At 62.6% G+C, this 18,408-nt stretch carries 21 protein-coding genes and 3 pseudogenes; 7 read left to right on the top strand and 17 right to left on the bottom strand.

Translation table 11 applies throughout. The annotated features are described in order from the left end of the window. Positions 1-27 precede the first annotated feature (27 nt). On the bottom strand, positions 28-702 hold the full coding sequence (locus tag G7045_RS08500; RefSeq protein WP_166159231.1) for a LysR family substrate-binding domain-containing protein: 675 nt from the start codon (positions 700-702) through the stop codon (positions 28-30). Positions 703-785: 83 nt separating this feature from the next. Here G7045_RS08500 and G7045_RS08505 point away from each other — a divergent pair, with 83 nt between their 5' ends. Further along, on the top strand, positions 786-1,769 hold the full coding sequence (locus tag G7045_RS08505; protein WP_166159232.1) for an IS481 family transposase: 984 nt from the start codon (positions 786-788) through the stop codon (positions 1,767-1,769). Here the strand turns inward: G7045_RS08505 and G7045_RS08510 are convergent. From G7045_RS08510 to G7045_RS08555, 10 genes and pseudogenes are all read right to left on the bottom strand, one after another. After that, entirely contained in the window at positions 1,729-2,004 is a 276-nt protein-coding gene (locus tag G7045_RS08510; RefSeq protein WP_370521598.1) for a LysR family transcriptional regulator, read from the bottom strand. The genes G7045_RS08505 and G7045_RS08510 overlap by 41 nt on opposite strands. Before the next feature lie 370 nt (positions 2,005-2,374). Next, the gene (locus tag G7045_RS08515; RefSeq protein WP_370521599.1) at positions 2,375-4,117 is read right to left on the bottom strand and encodes a DUF3363 domain-containing protein; all 1,743 of its coding nucleotides are present in this window, start codon (positions 4,115-4,117) and stop codon (positions 2,375-2,377) included. 597 nt (positions 4,118-4,714) lie between these two features. Beyond that, on the bottom strand, positions 4,715-5,251 hold the full coding sequence (locus G7045_RS08520; protein ID WP_166159234.1) for a S26 family signal peptidase: 537 nt from the start codon (positions 5,249-5,251) through the stop codon (positions 4,715-4,717). Next, a complete protein-coding gene (locus G7045_RS08525; RefSeq protein ID WP_166159235.1) occupies positions 5,248-5,778 on the bottom strand; it encodes a DUF2840 domain-containing protein in 531 nt (176 codons plus the stop codon). The genes G7045_RS08520 and G7045_RS08525 overlap by 4 nt, the downstream gene beginning before the upstream one ends. Next, positions 5,775-6,038: a chromosome partitioning protein ParB gene (locus tag G7045_RS08530; RefSeq protein WP_166159236.1), complete on the bottom strand. Its 264-nt coding sequence runs from the start codon at positions 6,036-6,038 to the stop codon at positions 5,775-5,777. Before G7045_RS08530 ends, G7045_RS08525 begins: the two co-directional genes overlap by 4 nt. After that, positions 6,035-6,796, bottom strand: coding sequence for a ParA family partition ATPase (gene parA / locus G7045_RS08535; protein WP_240919189.1), 762 nt, complete (start codon positions 6,794-6,796; stop codon positions 6,035-6,037). Before parA ends, G7045_RS08530 begins: the two co-directional genes overlap by 4 nt. Positions 6,797-6,816: 20 nt before the next feature. Then, positions 6,817-7,821 carry a replication initiator protein A gene (locus G7045_RS08540; protein WP_166159237.1) on the bottom strand — a complete coding sequence of 335 codons (1,005 nt, stop codon included), beginning with the start codon at positions 7,819-7,821 and terminating at the stop codon, positions 6,817-6,819. A gap of 26 nt (positions 7,822-7,847) precedes the next feature. Next, on the bottom strand, positions 7,848-8,150 hold the full coding sequence (locus tag G7045_RS08545; RefSeq protein ID WP_240919190.1) for a helix-turn-helix domain-containing protein: 303 nt from the start codon (positions 8,148-8,150) through the stop codon (positions 7,848-7,850). 92 nt (positions 8,151-8,242) lie between these two features. Next, positions 8,243-9,041: pseudogene (locus G7045_RS14925) on the bottom strand (DNA -binding domain-containing protein). 109 nt (positions 9,042-9,150) lie between these two features. After that, complete coding sequence (locus G7045_RS08555; RefSeq protein WP_166159238.1) at positions 9,151-9,492, bottom strand: DUF2958 domain-containing protein; 342 nt, start codon at positions 9,490-9,492, stop codon at positions 9,151-9,153. A 156-nt stretch (positions 9,493-9,648) separates the two neighbouring features. Between G7045_RS08555 and G7045_RS08560 the strand changes: the two genes are divergently transcribed. After that, positions 9,649-9,939 carry a helix-turn-helix domain-containing protein gene (locus tag G7045_RS08560; RefSeq protein WP_166159239.1) on the top strand — a complete coding sequence of 97 codons (291 nt, stop codon included), beginning with the start codon at positions 9,649-9,651 and terminating at the stop codon, positions 9,937-9,939. A gap of 45 nt (positions 9,940-9,984) precedes the next feature. On the opposite strand, the gene G7045_RS08565 is transcribed toward G7045_RS08560, so the two are convergent. From G7045_RS08565 to G7045_RS08580, 4 genes and pseudogenes are all read right to left on the bottom strand, one after another. Then, complete coding sequence (locus G7045_RS08565) at positions 9,985-10,332, bottom strand: DUF2958 domain-containing protein (protein ID WP_166159240.1); 348 nt, start codon at positions 10,330-10,332, stop codon at positions 9,985-9,987. 664 nt (positions 10,333-10,996) lie between these two features. Further along, positions 10,997-11,305 (bottom strand): DUF736 domain-containing protein, encoded by a 309-nt coding sequence (locus tag G7045_RS08570; protein ID WP_166159241.1) that lies wholly within the window; start codon positions 11,303-11,305, stop codon positions 10,997-10,999. A 495-nt stretch (positions 11,306-11,800) separates the two neighbouring features. Then, positions 11,801-12,289: pseudogene (locus G7045_RS08575) on the bottom strand (transposase); the annotation flags it as partial. Beyond that, positions 12,289-12,465, bottom strand: a pseudogene (locus G7045_RS08580) (transposase); the annotation flags it as partial. The pseudogenes G7045_RS08575 and G7045_RS08580, both read right to left, overlap by 1 nt. Here G7045_RS08580 and G7045_RS08585 point away from each other — a divergent pair. The 3 genes from G7045_RS08585 to G7045_RS14715 all read left to right on the top strand — a co-directional run bounded on the left by G7045_RS08585 (position 12,464) and on the right by G7045_RS14715 (position 14,828). Beyond that, positions 12,464-13,114, top strand: coding sequence for a hypothetical protein (locus tag G7045_RS08585; protein ID WP_166159243.1), 651 nt, complete (start codon positions 12,464-12,466; stop codon positions 13,112-13,114). The pseudogene G7045_RS08580 and the gene G7045_RS08585 overlap by 2 nt on opposite strands. 440 nt (positions 13,115-13,554) lie before the next feature. Further along, complete coding sequence (locus G7045_RS08590; RefSeq protein ID WP_166159244.1) at positions 13,555-13,764, top strand: hypothetical protein; 210 nt, start codon at positions 13,555-13,557, stop codon at positions 13,762-13,764. An 899-nt stretch (positions 13,765-14,663) separates the two neighbouring features. Next, positions 14,664-14,828, top strand: coding sequence for an AlpA family transcriptional regulator (locus G7045_RS14715; RefSeq protein WP_255492052.1), 165 nt, complete (start codon positions 14,664-14,666; stop codon positions 14,826-14,828). A gap of 52 nt (positions 14,829-14,880) precedes the next feature. On the opposite strand, the gene G7045_RS08600 is transcribed toward G7045_RS14715, so the two are convergent. Further along, on the bottom strand, positions 14,881-15,090 hold the full coding sequence (locus G7045_RS08600; RefSeq protein WP_166159245.1) for a hypothetical protein: 210 nt from the start codon (positions 15,088-15,090) through the stop codon (positions 14,881-14,883). Here G7045_RS08600 and G7045_RS08605 point away from each other — a divergent pair. Together G7045_RS08605 and G7045_RS08610 are read left to right on the top strand one after the other, a co-directional pair. Next, a complete protein-coding gene (locus G7045_RS08605; RefSeq protein WP_166159246.1) occupies positions 15,089-16,024 on the top strand; it encodes a site-specific integrase in 936 nt (311 codons plus the stop codon). The two genes, G7045_RS08600 and G7045_RS08605, sit on opposite strands and share 2 nt — an antisense overlap. A 12-nt stretch (positions 16,025-16,036) precedes the next feature. Continuing rightward, entirely contained in the window at positions 16,037-17,230 is a 1,194-nt protein-coding gene (locus tag G7045_RS08610; protein WP_166159247.1) for an IS91 family transposase, read from the top strand. Between the two features lie 704 nt (positions 17,231-17,934). Here the strand turns inward: G7045_RS08610 and G7045_RS08615 are convergent. After that, positions 17,935-18,330, bottom strand: coding sequence for a RidA family protein (locus G7045_RS08615; RefSeq protein WP_166159248.1), 396 nt, complete (start codon positions 18,328-18,330; stop codon positions 17,935-17,937). Positions 18,331-18,408 lie beyond the last annotated feature (78 nt).

Consider the following 18,408-nt stretch of genomic DNA (forward strand, 5'->3'; position numbering starts at 1 on the left):
ATGCAGCAGAGCTCTGCTGCGTAACAGTCACGTCAAAGTGCTGACATGGGTAAGGAAACGTTGCACCGGCTCGGACAGTCCAAAGCGCTGGTGCTTGTGCAAAACGTAGGTCGTGAAGTGCGCGGGTTCGGTCAGCGGAAGCACGACCACATCGCTGCGCTGCAGCGTCCGCATTTGGTCGGCGCCCGCCACGCCAACACCCTGCCCCAAGGCCACACAGGTCAGGTAGCCAGACAAGGTTCGCGCCTCCGCCGCAATCACCGGAGACAATCCCTGCTGCTGCAGGAGAGAAGCCACCTGCAGGTACAGCCCCGGACGAAAAGCCGCTGTGCAGGCAATAAATGGAAAAGACAGCAATTCGGCCAATGACAGCATATTGCGTCCAGCCAGTTCATGCTCAGACGGGAGAATCGCGACCATGGGACTGATCCATGCTGTTTGCTGAACGATGACCTCGTCATCTACAGGTTCGAAGGAAAAGGCGACATCCACTTCTTCTTTGCGTAGCGCAGCGAGCAACTCCGGCGTATGCATTTCCACAAGTTCGACAGGAATGTCTGGAGCAAGGCGCTTCCAACTGGCAAGGAACTCCGCCAACCGTAGCTGAGCCATGCAGTCATCCAGACCAATGCGTAACGGCTCCCGATATCGTTTATCGACAGCCAGCACCGAGCGCCTAGTTGTCCCATCTCGTGTGATCATATACCCCACAGGAGTTGGGCATTCTTCCAAGCAAGAGAGGTAATGCGCAACGTGGTGGAATCCTTCAAACAGGAGCAATCGACATGAGCCAAGTGCACGCGCAAGCACGAACCACACCGCGTACGAGAGCCGAGATTAAAGCTTCGTCAGCATCGATTGCAGAACTGGCCGATCGCTACAACATCAACCGTGCGACAGCACGCAAATGGAAGCACCGAGACAGTCCGGATGACCTCTCGCACCGTCCGCACACGCTGCATACCACGCTCTCGCCCGTGCAGGAAGCCATCGCCGTGGAGCTGCGCCGCCTGCTGTTTCTGCCCCTGGATGACCTGCTGGCGGTGGTGCGAGAGTTTGTGAACCCGCAGGTCTCCCGTGCAGGTCTGGATCGTTGCTTGCGCCGCCACGGCGTCTCCAGTTTGCGTGAACTTCAGGCCCAGGCCCAAGCCGATGCGGGCACTGCTGACAAGCCCGTCAAGACCTTCAAGGACTATGAACCAGGCTTTGTGCATGTGGACATCAAATACCTGCCGCAGATGCCCGACGAGCGCCAGCGGCGCTATCTGTTCGTGGCCATAGACCGGGCAACGCGCTGGGTGTTCATGCACATCTATGCCGATCAGAGCGAGGACTCCAGCGTGGACTTTCTGCAGCGTCTTGAGCGTGCAGCGCCCATGAAGATCGTCAAACTACTCACCGACAACGGCAGCCAGTTCACGGATCGGTTCACAAACAAAAAACGCGAACCCAGCGGACGGCACAAGTTCGATGTGCGCTGCAAGGCATTGGGCATTGAGCACCGGCTGTGTCCGCCGCGTCACCCGCAGACCAACGGCATGGTGGAGCGCTTCAACGGGCGTATCAGCGAAGTCATCCGGCAAACGCGCTTTGCATCCGCAGCGCAACTGGAGGCCACATTGATGAACTACGTCAAAACCTACAACCACCAGATTCCACAGCGTGCACTCAAGCACGTTTCACCCGTTCAGGCGTTGAAGGATTGGTATGCAAAAAAGCCGGAATTGTTCAAGAAGCGTGTTTACAAACAGGCGGGACTTGACACCTAGTACGCTCTAGCCGGATGAGCAAGCTGCGTGCGTGGACAAGCAGCTTGATACCTGCCGGGGTGAGCTCCAACCTGCGGGGTGCCCGAACAAAGAGAGTCACGCCCCACTGCTCCTCCAGGTCGCGGATGGTGCGTGATAATGGGGTCTGGTCGATGTGAACGCGCTCGGCGGCACGGCGGAAGTTGAGCTCTTCGGCAACGGCGACGAAATATCGCAGATGCCTCAACTCAATCATCGCGCGGATACAACGCTGACAACGTCAATCTCAGCGAAATCTATCGCCTTTCGGAAACCCCGTAGACCAGCTTCCGCAACCTCATGCCCTATCGTCGCATGAGGAGTTTCATTGAAACAACTGCGTTGCGATGCGGATGCGGATGCAGATGTGCCATGCTCAATAAAAATCATCTTGGCTCCCTGGTTAGCCCATAGGTTGCTTGCATAGCATATGGGAGTTCTTCCTGCTGGAGAAGTAAGAATTGAAAACAGACATTTCTTGGCCACACACGGCCTCCGCCCAAAACAACTTCAGGAGCAAAAAGCGCGAAGCCCACGCCTGCTGCTGACAGGAGAGGGTTCCCCCAGAAAAACCACGGATTTTTTGTTTACAGAGATGCACCACGGTGCTTCCCGAAATTCCAACTGACCACCCCGGTTTTGATGAGTGCTTGGATGTGTTTACCAATATACGGCTCGATCACAGGCCGCCACGGCACAAGGCTAAACCCCATCCCATCGTCCAGCATCGCAAAGCGTCCGCTGGCCAGTTGAACAGACTTGCGATAAACACCGCTGACGGTATCTCCATCCCGCACCGGTCGCCACGTCCTTCCGGTCTCCTGCTGCAGCCGTTGTCCCACCACCGCCAGTTCGCGGTCCCGCAAGGTCGCGAGCAGGCTGCCGACCAGGACAAAGCGCTGCCCCCGGCGCTCGGCCAGCCCCTCCCCCACCAAGAAATCCACGCGCTGCGACATCGCCTCACGCACCTGCGCCCCGAACCCTTGATCTACTGGCTGGGGTAAGCCGCTCACCACCAGCGCCCGATCCAGCCAGGTGGATCCCACAGCATGGATCTGCTGCTCCAGTGGCAGGTGCGAGCGCAGTTCAACGGCATGCCCAGCGCCCTTCTGCGCCCCCTGTTGCCGGACCCTCTGCAGCAAGTCCGGCGGCACGGCCCAGACGCCATCGGCCACGCGTTCCACGATCCCCTTGCGGCGTAGCGCCTCCAGCCGACGCACGTGGACTTCGACCGTTGCCTGTGGATCCCGGTCTCCTGCCTGCAAGAGCTGCGCGCGATGATGAGCCGTGGTGTAGATCCCCTCCTGTGCCAGATCCAGCACCGCGCGGTCCACAGCACGCTCCAGTACCTGTGGTTTGCCTTCGACGATGCCACCAACCGGCAGCTCCGCCAGAACGGTGTTGGCCTGCAGTCGGAGGTAGTGCGCCCGGCCGTCGATACCATCGACTACCAGATAGGGCCGATCGTGCAGTTCGCCATCCAGCCCCTTGGCCGTAATGCGCCCCACCACGGGTACATCCACCTGCACATCGATCACCAGTTCCCTCTGTTCTCCCTTCATCGCCCGGTGCATGGTGCGCAGGATGTCGCCGCGATCCCCCATGGCCACGAGCGTCTGCTCCATCCGCGGCACCAGGCGCCACCGGTGGGCATCAAGGCGCTCGGCCAGTGCCATGGCTTCAAGGCGCAGCAGCCGGGCGCGCAGCAGGTTGAGGCGCTGCGTTCCCAGGGGCACAGGGATACGGCCAGGGGTCTCCATCAGGTCCACAATCTCCGCCACAGCCTGGCGCTGCAGTTGCCGATCCAGCCCCGTCCATCGCTGCTGCTCCACTTCGCGCTGCTGGCTCTGCCGCATCTCCAGTTCGGTGCGCGGCCCCAGCCATTCCGTGGCCAGCTCGCAGGCGCGCCGGCGCATGCCATGGGCCATGTAGTCGGGCGCGATGACCAGGTCCGCTCCCCTGCCCTCGCCCGAACGCCCGCGCAGCACGACATGGGTGTGCGGGTTGTCCGTATCCCAGTGGTCCACGGCCACCCAGTCCAGGCGGGTTTCCAGATCGACAGCCATGCGCGCCATCAGCATGCGCGTGTAATCGCGCAGGTCTTCAAGCTCCCCGGCATCCTCCACTGACACGATGAAGCGGAACTGATGGCGGTCCCCTTGGCCCCGCTTCTCGAACGCCTGCAGGTCTGCGGTGTCCGTGTCCGGCCCGTAGGCCTGCCCTTTCTGGCCATCGCGGGTCGTGCCGTCGCGTTCGATGTAGCGCAGGTGGGTGGAAACCGATCGAGCGCCCGCTTTCTTGAGCACGACAAAGCGTGACTTGATGACCACACGCCGTGCGTTCCTACCCAGTCCCTGGCCCGCGATGCCAGCCGCCACGCACCCCCGGCCAAACGTGGACGCAGGACGCATGCCCTGCTTTCCCGACGCCTTGGCTCCAGCCCTGGAAACCTCCTTCAGCACCTGGCTGATCAGGCGCGGCGACCGTGGTCCAGGACGCGACTTCGGCGCGCCCGGCCGGACCCTGAACCGCCCCTCCTCCGGTCCGACCTTACGCGCGGCCATGGAGCCCACTCCCGCGCACCTGGGCGCAAGGGATCGGGTACGGCACGCGCCAAGCACCCGCGGCTGGCCGGGTCCTGCCCCCGCACGGCACTGCATGCGCCCGGCCTGGTGCCGTGCCCAACCCACGTGCAGACTGGCTTGGCGGGCACATGCGTGCCGGCCCTTTTATCTTGCCCTCCGTCTGCGTACCCCGCATTAGCTCCCAACTCCCACCCACTGCCGGCCTTGCGCACCCGCCATGGAACCACCAGGGCGGCCCAAGCTGCGGCGCAAATGCTGCGGGCTCACGGCCTCCACATTGCACCGCCGACTGCGGTGCGAGTGCCGCGTCCATTGCCACCCGCTGGCGCCTGTAGAGGCGCTTCATGGCGCACTCCAGATCCACAACGGGTGCGCAATGCCGAGCACTGCCGACACCTGGACTGGCCCAAAGTACCGGCTGTCGAACGACGCCGGATGGGTATCGCTCAACAGGAAAACCTCCCCCCGCACAAGAGCCCTGCACTGTCCCCAGGCTTGCAGCGGGCGGACCATGCCATCCTGCAGCCGCACGCCCGTCACCGCGGCACCGTCGATGCGCACCGTCTGCTCGTGCACGCACACCGATTGCGGCGCCAATGCGCCGACACGCTTGAGGATCGGCACCCCGATGGGCAGGTAGCCGCGCTGTGCCGCCAGCGCGGCCACATCGGCAGGAAGCCGAACCAGCACGGTGCTGCCCACATGCAAGGAGTCCGCGCGCTCCATGCGTTCAATGTGATACCAGCCGGGTGCCACGCTGGCGCTCGGGTTGTAGACGAACCGAGGCTCCCTTGGCACCAGCATCGGCCCGACCAAGAGGGCCACGGCGGTCGCCATGCCGGCCAGCAGCATGGGAAGCGGTACGGCGGGCTGCGTCATTCCCCACCTCCTACCGCCAGGTGGGAGACGTGCCGCTCGGCGGTGTAGACCGGCAGCGGCAAGCCTGCACCAAGCCGATGGCCCACCTTGCGCCAGTAGCTGGCAGCCACAGTGCAGGGATCGATACCCAGCGCCTCAATGGCATCGATCACCGCCTGCACCGCCTCGACCTGCGCCTCGCCATCGGAACGCAGCAAAATGCGCGCACCCGGCAGCACACCCGCCACGCGCTGCGCGTCCTCAAAGGGTGTCGGCGCCTGCATCACCAGAAGCTGCCAGAGCGCATTACCAGAGATATTGCCGATCCACTTCACGCGGCAGCAGACGGTGCCAGGCACGAACATCGCAACGCGCCGCCAACGGTCCAGCACGATCTCCACCGTCGGCTGGCCAAACCGCAGCCAGACGTTCACCCGATCCTCGACGAATGCGAGAGAAACGCGCATGCGGGTGGGGCGCTGCGGCACCATCGCCTGCAGCGGAGCCTGCCGAATGGCTGACGCCAGATGGGATCCCGGCGCCATCATGCCCCGTCCTCCGGATACTCGCGCTCCAGCAGCTCGCGCAGCATGTCCGCAGCTGTGATGCAGCGCCGGAACGCCACAACCTTGATGCGCCCGCGCAGCGTCGGCGTCACATCGATGGTGAGCCGCGCGGTGTAGATGGAGGCCTTGGCGGGGATCTCGGGAGCATCCGCCTGCCGCACCCAGGTTGATGCAGGATCCGCACCGGGCCTACGTCCGATCGGTGCCCGGTGCAGCTTCGCCGCTGGCTGGGGGATGGTCATCGCAGCACCTCCCGCACGGCCTGCGCGAGCGCCACGATCTCACGTGCAGCCGCGCACTGCGGCGCCACTTCGCAGGCCAGCCTACCTGCAGCCACGCTGTCGGCAAACACGATGCGCTGCGAGACTTCCGTCTCCAGTGCGGCGAACGGCTGATCGGCAAGCGCTGCACGCGCTTCACGCCCGATCACCGTCCCGACCACGCGCCGGTTGATCACAAAGGCTGCGCGCAGCTGCGGCCGGAACACCCGAGCCTCTGTGATGAGTTGCACCATTTCATGACTGGCCCACACGTCGTAGGCGCTCGGCTGCACGGGTATCAGCACCAGGTCGGCCGCCAGCAGCGCGGAGCGCGCCAGCGCTGCGACCCTTGGCGGCCCATCAATGACCACAAAATCCGCCTGCAGGGCGATTTGCGGGGCTTCCTGGTGCAAGGAGTCCCGCGCCAGCCCGAACACCCCGTACAGCCGCTCCTGGCCACTCTGGAGCCGCCGTTGCGCCCAGTCGAGGGCTGACCCCTGCGGGTCGGCATCGAGCAGCGTGACACGACTGCCTTGCAAGGCTAGCTCGCCCGCCAGATGCGTGGCGAGCGTGGTCTTCCCTGCCCCACCCTTCTGGTTGAGCAGGGCGACGACCTTGCCAGGGCTGGTGCCCTGCTTTTCTGGTGAAAGGCTCTGGAGTTTTGGACCTGCCTGATTTGCCATCGCAGAACCATTGCCCAAATTTTGTGCAGCCTCTGTTCGCGCGCGCGTGACTTCCATTTATGTATCCCTTTAGATGTTTAGGGAGTGCCAAAACCGTTGCTGGGCGTGGCCTTCCGGTCGATTGGTGCGGGCGATCCACCGATACCCATGCGGGTGATCCCCCGACGGTCGTGCGGGCGATCCACCGAGCCCATCCCCAAACCATCCACAGGTTCTTCAACAGAATCTGTGGACAAGTCGCTTCGGGGTCGGTTGTGCGGATCAGGCAGGAAGGCCAGCCACTCGATGCCGCCACTGCGCTCAGTGGACAGCCGGTAGCCCGGCAGCGCCTGGCGCCGCGCCAATTGACGTACCTGCAGCGCAAAGTCGGATGGGCGCTGCAGGCTTCCCGACTTCAGGTGCAGGTGGCGCATGTCGAAGCGCCATCCCGCCTGTTGCCGGCCACCGTGCTTGCGCACCAGCCGATACAGCCATCGCTCAATGCCCCCGGAAAGCCGGAAGTACGTCGAATCGAGCGTGAGCACCAGCCCTTCATCCATCACGCCGGTAAAGAACCAGTCGGCCAGAATGAGTTCGATGCCTTCGGAACGCCCCCCGGACTGGACGTACTCCTTCCACTCGTTGATCCAGGAGAAGCGGTGCACGCGCATGGCACCGTTCTGGCGCTCGCGCTGGCGCAGCGTCGTGGCGACGGTGGTGGACTGCAACCGGTCCAGTGCAGCGCGCAGCGCCAGGTAGTCGCTGCGGCCCGTACCTCTCTGTGCAAAACGCAGGATCTCGTAGGGCGTGGCCACCATCAGGCGCGAAGGCGCAATGCCTTCCTTCTTGGCCTGAATGATCTGGCTCGCGGCCCAGATCAGCACATCGGCGTCCCAGATGGTGGCGATGCCGTGCTCGGGCACCCCCTCCACCGTGAGAGAAATACCCCCCGCTTCAAATCGGATCGGCACAATGCGCGGCGACTTGGCAAGCGAGAAGAACGGATAGGCCATCAGGTCCTGCGCGTCGCGCAGCGCCATATCGCTGCCCGGCAGCGCGCGGAACAGCGATAGCTGTTCCCGTTCGCCCACTCGCTTCGACATTGGGGGTGCTCCCTCGTCAAATCTGATCAGCGGACGGAGTCGCGCTGCACGTAGCCGGGGTCCGAGGTCATGCCGTAGGCGCGACCGTCAGCCCAGGCACGCAGGTCGGTGGCCGCATAGACCACCCGCGCACCAAATTTGCGAAAGCGCGGGCCCCCACCCAGAACGCGCTGCTTCTCCAAAGTGCGCGGTGAAAGCCGCAGAAAGGCGCCCGCTTCTTCGGTGGTCAGGAACTCAGGATTTGCTGGGGCTGACGGGGCAGCCCCCAGAGGAGGCTGGAGCGCAGCCGCTGCGGCTGTGCGGGACGGGAAAGAACTGCCAACGGCCATGACGGACTCCATCGCTGTCGATGGGCCGCAAACCATTCGCGGCCCGATGGAGGCAGTCTCGGAAATCGGGCCCGATCCAGGCAGGGAGAGATTCAGCGCACCGGTTCGTCTCCGGGGGGCTTTGCAGCGGGATCCAGCACACCCGCCAAGTCCAGGTACCCGCCGTTCATGAACGCCCCAGCCCGCCGCAGCAGGTGACGCACCTGCGCGCGCAGTTCACCGTCATCGTGCCAGCGCAGGACGACGGCCTCCAGGCCGAACAAGGCCTGAGCAATGTCGCGATGGGATGCGCCCGCTTGCGAAGCATCGAGCGCCTGCAGGGCGCGCAGGTGCAGCAAAGCGGCTCGGGTGGCTGGCCGCACGGGCGGGATCTGAGGCACATGGCCTTCCAGGGCCTGTGCGTGTCCGAGCAACCCATTGAGCTGACCGCGAAGCCCCGGAGTCAGCGGCACGGCGCCCACATAGGCACCACCATCCTCCAGGGTGCCCGAGAGCGACAAGCGCATGCGCAGCGCGCTGAGATCTGCGGTGAGTGCCAGGTCGTGGCCGTCCATCACCAGGCGCTTGCGGCCAGGGATACGCCACAGATCGAACCGGCGGGTCGCAGCACCGTGCGCATGCACGGCACGTACATGCAACAGCCCGTCAGAGGGCGACAGCCACAATGGGTGTGCAACACGTCCATCCAACTCTGGATCTTCGGCGACATCGCAACCCCCAGCGGGCAAAAGACACCACGCGCTTGCGACGAGCCCAATCCGCACGATAGCTGGGATGGCGGCGCAGGTACTCCCAGGCGAGAGCCGGGTCGTCAAGGTCCAGCACGTATAGATAGGCGGCGGACACACCCCACGGGGCATGGTGAAGATCTTCGGGGGTTGGCGTGGTCACGGAATCCTCCAGCAAAAAAGGGGAAACCTGCCACAGAGAGAAAGTTACAGGGTCGCTATCTCGGCGACCTCACGTCGCGCGCCGGGCGATAAAGAAAGGATTGTGTCAATCAGTCGTTGATCGAGCCGTCGCGCTGCGCGTCGGCCAGGTAGCCCGAGAGCGTCTGGCGTGGCTTGAAATGCGGATCCGCCACGATGCGCATGCCTCGTGGACCCCGGACACCCTCCAGGGCGGAGAGGCTGACATGCCCCAGCTCGGGACTCCCCGTGCCTGAATCGCACAGCCCGAATGCCCGGTCTCCATCGGCATCCAGCTCCGTCAGCAGCCACACGGCCCCAGCATCCAGCGTGTAGAGCTTGACGACCGGCAGAGGATCCAATGCCTCACCGCGCGCACGCGCTGCGCCGTTGATTCGCATCAAGCGTTGCTGCTCATTGGTAAGAAATGTCATTGGAGGTATCCGGGAGACTGAATACTACTTCGGCCCTTGAATCGCACAAGTCGGAAAACCGACATGGCAATGGGCCGTTGGGCGAACACCCAAAGTTGATTTTAAGAGTTAAAGATAACGTGGTTTTAATTGTGGTGAAACGCAACGCTCCTGTCCATGCAAAAGCCAGGAGTACAGCGCGGGCGCCCCACCGGCGCAACGACGTTTGACGCAGGTCCCGCACGGGCCTTCGGCGACGCCGTGCGCCACCTGCGCACACTGGACGGCATTGCCCAAGAAACGCTGGCGCACCTGGCCAGTGTCGAGCGCTCGCACATGGGCAAGATCGAGCGCGGCGAGCACATGCCGACGTTGGCGTTGATCCTGAAGATCGCACGGGCATTGGGCCGCAGCGCCAGCGAACTGATGCTGGAAACCGAGGCCCGGTTGCCCAAGAGCGAGGGATGAAGCGATATTGGCCATCCGCACACGCTGACAGCCAACGCACTGCGGCTACGCCACAATCCTCCCCGCAAGCCGCGCCTCACGCGCGTAGGCACTCAGCCGCTTCTGCGAAGTGAAGTGCAGGTCCCGTTCCACTGGAAGTCCCAGCCGGCCGCGCACAGTCGCAAGTTCTGCCAAGCTGACCCAGCCCAACTCGGGATAGCCCAGACCCAGGTCGCACAGCCCAAACACGTGGTCGTGTTCGTCCGGGTCCATCTCGGTCAGCAGCCAGGTCGCACCGGCGTCCGGGGTGAACAGCTTGAGCACTGGAGCAGGGTCGAAGCCTTCTTGTTCGAGGGACTGCCGGCCGTTGGCCAGCAGTTGCGCGCGTTGTTCGTCCGTAATGAGCTTCGTCATGGTCTTCTCCTTGGAAGGAATCAGGGCGGGATTGCCCGAGACCGGAAGCAGCACGGCGCAGCGCAGCCGTCAGGGTTCGAAGACGGCCTCCAGGACGCCAGCGTGCACCGCACGCGCAGACCTTGACGGCGAGAACGGCGTGATACGGTGAAGGGAACAGCAAGCCAGCCCCGCCCACCCAACAAGTCGGTCATCGGAGACACGACCCTCCCTGCCGATCCGGCAAGCCGGTTCGGCGGTATCGGAGGGGGCGCCAAGCCCAGCGCGGCGGGGATGGGCCGCAGGTCGATCCCCAGGAGGCAAGCACAGCGCGCAGCACCGCAGAGGCGAAGGCGTCAGCGATGAAAGCCCGCAGGGACGAAACGCCACCGGTGGCTCGGTGCAGAGCACGCCAGCGCGGTCCGGCCAAGCCGGAGACGCACACATCCGTAAAGCCACAAAGACACATTGACGCAAAACCCCAGTTCCGTAAACCCATCACGACGGATCTACGGAAACCCGCAAAGCAGCAAATCCACAGATCCAAAAATACGCCCATCCGCAAACACGGATGAACGCTTTCTCGTATTTCCGCACTACAGGGCGAAACAACTCACGCACCACCCTCCTCTCCAAAGCCATGAGACAAAAGCGCCCCGCCGAAGCGGGGCGCCAAGGGCGACGATCAGTCGCCCTTGCTGCGCGACCAGATCAGGTTGTGCGCGCCGTCCTCGCCTTCGACCAGGCGGGCATAGAGGGTGGCAGGGAACGACGGGTCATCCAGGGTAACGGACAGGTAGGGACGTTCCGCCTTGCTGAGCTTCTTCCACGCCGCGCCGATCTCCAGCCCGTTGCCGGCGACGACGCGGTAGTCCGGAGCGTTCTCGCTTGTCTTGTCGCTGGGCACGAGCCGGACCTTGACGTTGAGCGTCAGGGTGCGAACCGTGCCGGTGTAGCTGCCGTTCTGTGCGGTGAAGGTGCCGATGTTGGCCATGATGAAGTCCTTTCGAGGTTGTCCAGGTCGCGCCCATCGCGGCCTTGGCGTGATCCGATGGGCGAGGGTCGGGCGCGCCGCACCCCAGCGAAGCGGGGCCGCAGCGCAGCGAAGGACCGGGAGGCCCGAGAAATTTGCCGCGCGAGGAATCCGCGCAGCGGAGGGGAAATTTGTCGGGCCGGACGGTTGCGGCGAACAAGCCCGAGGCGGCGCAAACGAAGTGCAGCGCCGCCGTGCCTGAGCCAGGATTCACGGTAAACAAGGCTGCTGTGGATGCGCACCTGTTACGAAAGGACTTAAGGCCCCGCTACAGCACCAACCCGCCACGACAGCGCTCTGGCACGGCCTCGCAGCGATGCATGTTCAGGGAACCTCTAAAAACCGCTGTTTTCAGCTCAACATTGGCTCAGGCGCGTTGCAATTTCCGTTTGTGCTCATTTCTTGAGCAAATTCGTCCTGTTTTGACGCGTTTTTCGCCCCTTTGCTCCCCACTCCTCACGCATTCGCCCCTTGCAGGCGCACCTTGGTCTTTGATGGCTTGTTCTTATAGAACGCATCCACCCCGTCATCGAGGAATTTGGCCAGGCGCTTCAAGTTGTAGCACGCAGCCATCATGGTCATCGCCGCCGTAGCGCGAACCTGGCCAATGGTGCGAATGAGCTTGCCGCCCATGTGACGCATCTGGGCAAAGGGGTGTTCCACCCGGGCCCGGGTCTTGGCAATGCGATTGTTGCGCCCCTTCTGGCAGTCGCTCAAAGGCTTGCTCGCCTTGGCTTTGCGCTGGATATGTTCGCGATAGCCCAGGGCGCTGAGCATTTCACTGCGCTGGGCACTGGGGTAGCCCCGGTCGGCATAGACATCGCGGTTGGTGTTGTGCTCGTCGAGCACGTCGTCAAAGTGCGTGCTGTCATGCTCGCTGGCCGTACCGGTGGTGATTTTTCGGATGAACTTGTGGCGTACATCCACGCTGATGCTCAGCTTGTACCTGCGTCAACTTCGGCGCGCTTGATCCATTCATGCAGCGTCTGCGGCACGCAGCCGATCTTGGGCGCAATGGATTCGATGGCTGCCCAAAGGGATGGGTACTCCCCCCGGTGCTCCTGCACCAATCTCACCGCACGCTCACGCACCTCAGGCGAGAACTTGTTTGACTTCTTCATGGCTCAATCCTCTCAGAGAAAAGAGCCTCCTCAAAACCCGGGGCGATTCAAGTTCGCCGAAATGGTGCAGCCAGAGCCCTACATCCAGCGCTTGAACCGGCTGCGGCTGGACCTGCCGTGGATGCAACTGCTTGATGAGGGCAAGCAGGTCGTCATGGAATTCGACGACTGGGTCAATAAGTCACTCTCCCGGTACCAAGTCACAATGAGTGGCGGTGGCGAAGTCCAGAAGTGGCCTCTCACCTATGCCGCAGGTCGAACCATTGATGACTTGCTTGAGCACTACATCCCCTGGGCAAAGTACGAAAGTGACATGGAAGCCTACGAGGAGTCGCTCGAGGGTGTCTGGGCAGCTGAGTGCTATGTGGCTACAGACTCCGAGACCGGAGCTGTGCACTACGGGGAGAGCTTCTCTGAGTGGTTTAGAAAGAGGCCGCTGCCGGAGGGACTCGTTGGCATTGAGCGGTGCGGCGAGGTGGTTAGCTATCGCTTGATTCTCGATCTCAACGATTTCGGTCGTGCGTTTCTCGAACTCAACAACTTTCTCCAAGAGCCAAGCCGAATGGAGAATGGCACATTCACAGAAAAGGACCTACTGCGAGAGGCAAGTGCAGCTTCGCGCGCGCGCCCCGCAGAGGCCCAGAAGTAAACGCCTTGTTCAGCCTTTGCTAGCGTGCTCCGGGCTCGCTTCTGTGGTCAGCAGTACGTCGGTGTCAGGCAGGGTCTCCCCCAACTCAAAGCAACCACTACATGATCGGAAACCATGATTTTCAACCAACAAACATACCCACAGATAAAGTCAGCGTGCGAAGCAAAGCAGCCGGTCGAATTTGATGTCGAGCGAAGCGCCACAGCATTCGCTGCCGGTCAAGCACCTGCACAGTGGACGGCATACCCGCCAGCTCTACTGCCGCCAGAAGGCTATGCGAACGTATTCCTCCATGCGGGCAATGACGCTAGAGGCACGCTCACCAGATTGGAGCTGGTCGTCCACTTGGACGGCGGGCGAATCCTTTATCAGGCCAATGGGGTTGAGCTCGTCACTCTAAGGGTTACATGGCCTGCGACCTCAAAACCGTAGGAAAAACCATGGGCGCAATCGATATTTCTGACGAGGACTTCGCGTTGTTGAAGACAGTAAACAACCTTCGAAGGGTTGGGCACTCCGTTCCTTTAGACATCGCGGCGGCGGCATCCAGTCTTGTCGCTCGCGGACTGATCGCCGTGGACGAGGATGGCCATTTCGTACCCGACGACGTGAAGTGGAAGCTGGTCGCAGATCAACGGCCGCTTAAGTGAAGGAAACGGTCATGTTCGACGGCAAGCTATACGACGTCGTAGTCGAGCACGCCCTCAGTCAGTGCATCCGTTGCTGGGTAACGACCGCTTGCTGGCGGTCAGTGTGAGTTCAGCCCATGGCGGCGAGAGGCAGCAACCAGCCTGAAGCAGTCGAAACGGTCGCGCTCACCTGCCAATGCCTGCAGCCCGTCTATCCAGTGCTCCCAGCAACCTTACCGTGTCATTCACGCCCGCTTTCGGTGCTTCTGTGTACAGACGGAAAAGGCTGCATTGCCAGTGGATCAACTCTCTTGGCGCACTTGCTGAGGAACGCCCTCTTCCGAAGGTGCGGGGCCGCACCCCAAGAAGCGTGTAAAATTTTGCTTTGATGCTGCAATTTTGCTGCAATCCATGCAGCAGAAAACGGTAAGTGCCAGTAATGGGCGGTATGGTAACCCATTGATTTTTTGAGACTTTTCGACATTATTGTATTGGTGGCGAGGGGCTGAAGACGGACTGTTAATCCGCAGGTCCCTGGTTCGAGTCCAGGTCGGGGAGCCAAGTAAATCATGAGTCAGCAGGTTAGCGCCTGCTGACTTTTTTGCTTTCTGAGACCGCCGTGTCCGACTCGTGTCCGAAAAACTTTACGGACCAAAGCATGTATGCGGAACGCAACACGCCTTGAAGCTTCAAGGTGTCCCCAACACAAACAATGAGAAAGCCTAACCCAGAGACTTTGGGGTTGCCCCACTTCTCCTTGAGAGATCTCTGCGCGCATGATTTGGCGGCGAATCCAGCGTCAACATGATGCCTGCTGCACCCTACAGTCAACCACATGCCCACACTGGGAGAATGCCGTGCAGCAGCCACCCTCACTTCCATCCGATACACAGGACCAACCATCGATGGTGTTCCTGCGCATGCCATACGTCATGCAGTTGACCGGTCTCGGTCGCTCAACGATCTATAGGCTCATGGCCAACCAACAGTTCCCCTACCCGGTTCGTGTCGGGGTGCGTGCAGTGGCTTGGCGCCGCAGCGAACTTGATGAGTGGAGCGAGACGCGTCCAGTGGCATCGCACTGAGAGCACACACCCAACCCGGTCAGCCGTTTGAGCCAACCAGACTAGCAAGTGTTCACAGCGCCGCCAAAATTGCCAACGAAGGCCTGACCGACCTGATCCAGCCAACTAAAGCAGCGACGCCATCGACGGCAAAGCAGCGACGGACTAAACCGCTCGCGCGGTAGTCGCTCCGGCTACGTTGTTGGCGTTTCTTTGCGCTCGTGATTCTGCGATGTTGGTGGTCGAGGCAATCCGCCTCGGTCACCGACAGGAGCAGGATCATGGACATTTGCACCCCGACCCCATCCGCGGCCGTCTCGCCGCTTCGCCAACGCATGCTCGACGACATGCGCATGCGCCAGTTCGCAGAGCACACGCAGGAGGGCTACATCCGCGCCGTGCGCAAGCTCGCCACCTTCCTGGGCCGCTCGCCGCACACCGCCACCGCCGAGGATCTGCGCCGCTTCCAGTTGCACCTGGTGGACACCGGCAGCGGCCCAGTCACCATCAACGCCACCATCACCGGGCTGAAGTTCTTCTTTGACATCACACTGGGCCGGCCCGAGCTCATGCTCAAGATGACGCACGTGGCCGTGCCGCGCAAGTTACCGGTGATCCTGAGCCCCGACGAAGTCGGCCGCCTGATCGCCGCCGCGCCCAACCTCAAGCACCAGGCCGCCATGTCGGTGGCCTATGGCGCGGGCCTGCGCGTCAGCGAGGTCGTCTCGCTCAAGGTCGGCGACATCGATGGTGAGCGCATGACCCTGCGCGTGGAGCAGGGCAAAGGCCGCAAGGATCGCTACGCCATGCTCAGCCCCGTGCTGCTGGAGCGGCTGCGCGCCTGGTGGAGGCTGGGCCATGCCCAGGGCAAGATCCGCCACGGTGGTTGGCTGTTCCCGGGCTTGGACCCCACCGACCACGTCACCGCGCGTCAGCTCAACCGCGCCGTGCACCTGGCCGCCGCCACGGCCGGCATCGACAAGCGCATTACGCCGCACGGCCTGCGCCATGCCTTTGCCACCCATCTGCTGGAGCAGAGGGTCGATATCCGCGTCATCCAGGTGCTGCTCGGGCACAAGCGTCTGGACACCACGACCCTGTATGCTGCCGTGGCCACCGACCTGCTGCGCCGGGTCGTCAGCCCGCTGGATCACACGTGCGCCAAGCCCGCAGACGAACCAGCGCCCGAACCTGCACCGCAGCCACCAGCCCTGTAGCCGTAGGCCATCGTGCAGGCGCGACCCGCCCTGGAGGTCGCCGACATCTTCCGTGCCCATGGACCCGCCTGGCGTGACGCCCAGCGCGGCCACCTGAGCCTGGCGCAGCTCAAGGTGATGTCGGCCATCACCCAGTGCCGCACAGCGGCACTGGGTGGCCATGCCCTGCGCTGCGACGGGTGTGGCCTGGATCAGGTTTCGTACAACTCCTGCCGCAACCGGCACTGCCCGAAGTGCCAGAGCAGCGCGGCCAAGCGGTGGCTGGATGCGCGCCAGGCCGATCTGCTGCCGGTGGAGTACTACCACGTGGTCTTCACGCTGCCGGCGCCGATCGCCGACATCGCGTACCAGAACAAGGCGGCGCTGTACGGATTGCTGTTCGACATCGCCGCCGAAACGCTGCTCCGTATCGCGGCCGATCCCAAGCACTTGGGCGCCCACATCGGCGCCACGCTGGTGCTGCACACCTGGGGCTCGGCGCTGACCCACCATCCGCATGTGCACGGTATCGTGCCAGGCGGCGGGTTGGCGCCCGACGGCAAGACCTGGGTAGCCTGCCAGCCGGGGTTCTTCCTGCCGGTGCGTGTGCTGTCGCGGCTGTTCAGGCGCCGCTTCCTGGAGGAACTGCAGCGCTTGCACGATGGCGGCAAGCTTCGCTTCTTCGGCGAACACGCAGCACTGGCCGAAACCGCTGCATTCAAGGCCTGGCTTGCGCCGCTGCGCAGGTGCGAGTGGGTGGTCTATGCCAAGCGGCCATTCGCCGGACCGCAGGCGGTGCTGGCCTACCTGTCGCGCTACACGCACCGCGTGGCCATCTCCAACAGCCGGCTGCTGGCGATGGACGAGCGCGGTGTCATCTTCCGCTGGAAGGACTATCGAGCCAAGGACGGCGCCAAGGGCAAGACGCGCCACAAGGCGATGACGCTGAGCCCGCAGGAATTCATGCGCCGCTTCCTGCTGCATGTGCTGCCAGGCGGCTTCCACCGGATCCGGCACTACGGCCTGCTGGCCAACAGCCGCCGGCGGGACAACCTGGCGCTGGCGCGCGAGTTGTTGCAGGTGACACCGCCACCGCCGCAAGCGCCGGCCGCCGATGGGTTGGACTCGCCACGTCCGACCTTTGTCTGCGCGCACTGCGGCCACGCGATGACGGTGCTGCAGATCTTCTTGCGCGACTGCTCGATTCGGGCGCCGCCGGCACCATGACCACGCTCGAACACTCCCGATCAACTCGACGCTGGACATGGCGTCCGGTGGGCTGCTGCGTGCGTCGCTTGGTCAGCGTCTGCGCAGGCTCGGCCAAGAGCTGCTGCCGTATCGAAGTGGCACACGCACGGGCGCCTGCGGTCATCGATGAGGTGTCGATGCTCAGCCATAGACTGCCAACTCGCGACCCGCGCGTAGAGCAATCGCCATAGCCACCGCGCTCGACAACTACCGTGGCGGTCACCGCGGTTTCCTCCCTCGAGGCTTATGCAACACCTGCCCGACAGCACTGAGGGTGCTCGACCGCTTGTGCGGCTGGGCAGGTGTCACACAAGCCTTAACAATTGCCGTCGGTCGCGACCGGGATCTGGGTTCACGGTGCCAGGCACGAAGCCGTCATCGGCACAGCCGGCAGCGAGGCGACGTGAATGACTGGTATCGAGCGGGCTCCAGACATCCAGTTTGGCAGGCCGCAGGTACCCGTTCAAATGGCGGTCGAATGTCCGATGCTCGGACGGCTGGACTCAACCCCAAGCAGGTTTAGAACGACTCATTGAACTTGCCTGTGTGCGGACATTCGGGGTTCTTCAATCCGGTGAATCTGACCACCTGTAGTCTGTCTCTTCGCCATCCACCGAAAATAGATACGCGCGATTCAATCTGTGCCTACAGGCGGGGTAGTGTTTTTGCCAACACCGGTGGGCCTAGACCCCTGAAAGCTTGGCGATGACCTTAATTTCGAATTGGAAGCCATAGAGCCAGGTCACGCCAACGCCCGTCAGCGTAGGGTGGGGGGCAGGACCCCAGAATTCATGAATCACTGACCAGATGGCTTCCAGATTTTTCTCGGGATCAACGATGAAAACCGTGACGTCAATGACGTCGTCAAAGGTGCAGCCAGCTGAGTCCAGGATGGAATTTAGGTTTTCAAACGCCAGTCGAACCTGCTTGGTCAGATCCGTTTCGGGCGAGCCATCAGGTCTGCTGCCCACTTGGCCTGACACAAACAAAAATCCATTGGACTTGATGGCTGGCGAGTAGCGGTTTTGCTCATAGAGCGCTTGGCGCCCAGCTGGAAAAATAACATTGCGGACTGACATGACATACCTCGTTCGATAGTGGACTTTTAGAGAAGAGCCTGGCTGCTCTCCTTGGATTATGGGCAGCTGTGGCCCTGT

It is taken from the genome of Acidovorax sp. HDW3 (assembly GCF_011303755.1).
GTDB lineage: Bacteria > Pseudomonadota > Gammaproteobacteria > Burkholderiales > Burkholderiaceae_C > Paenacidovorax.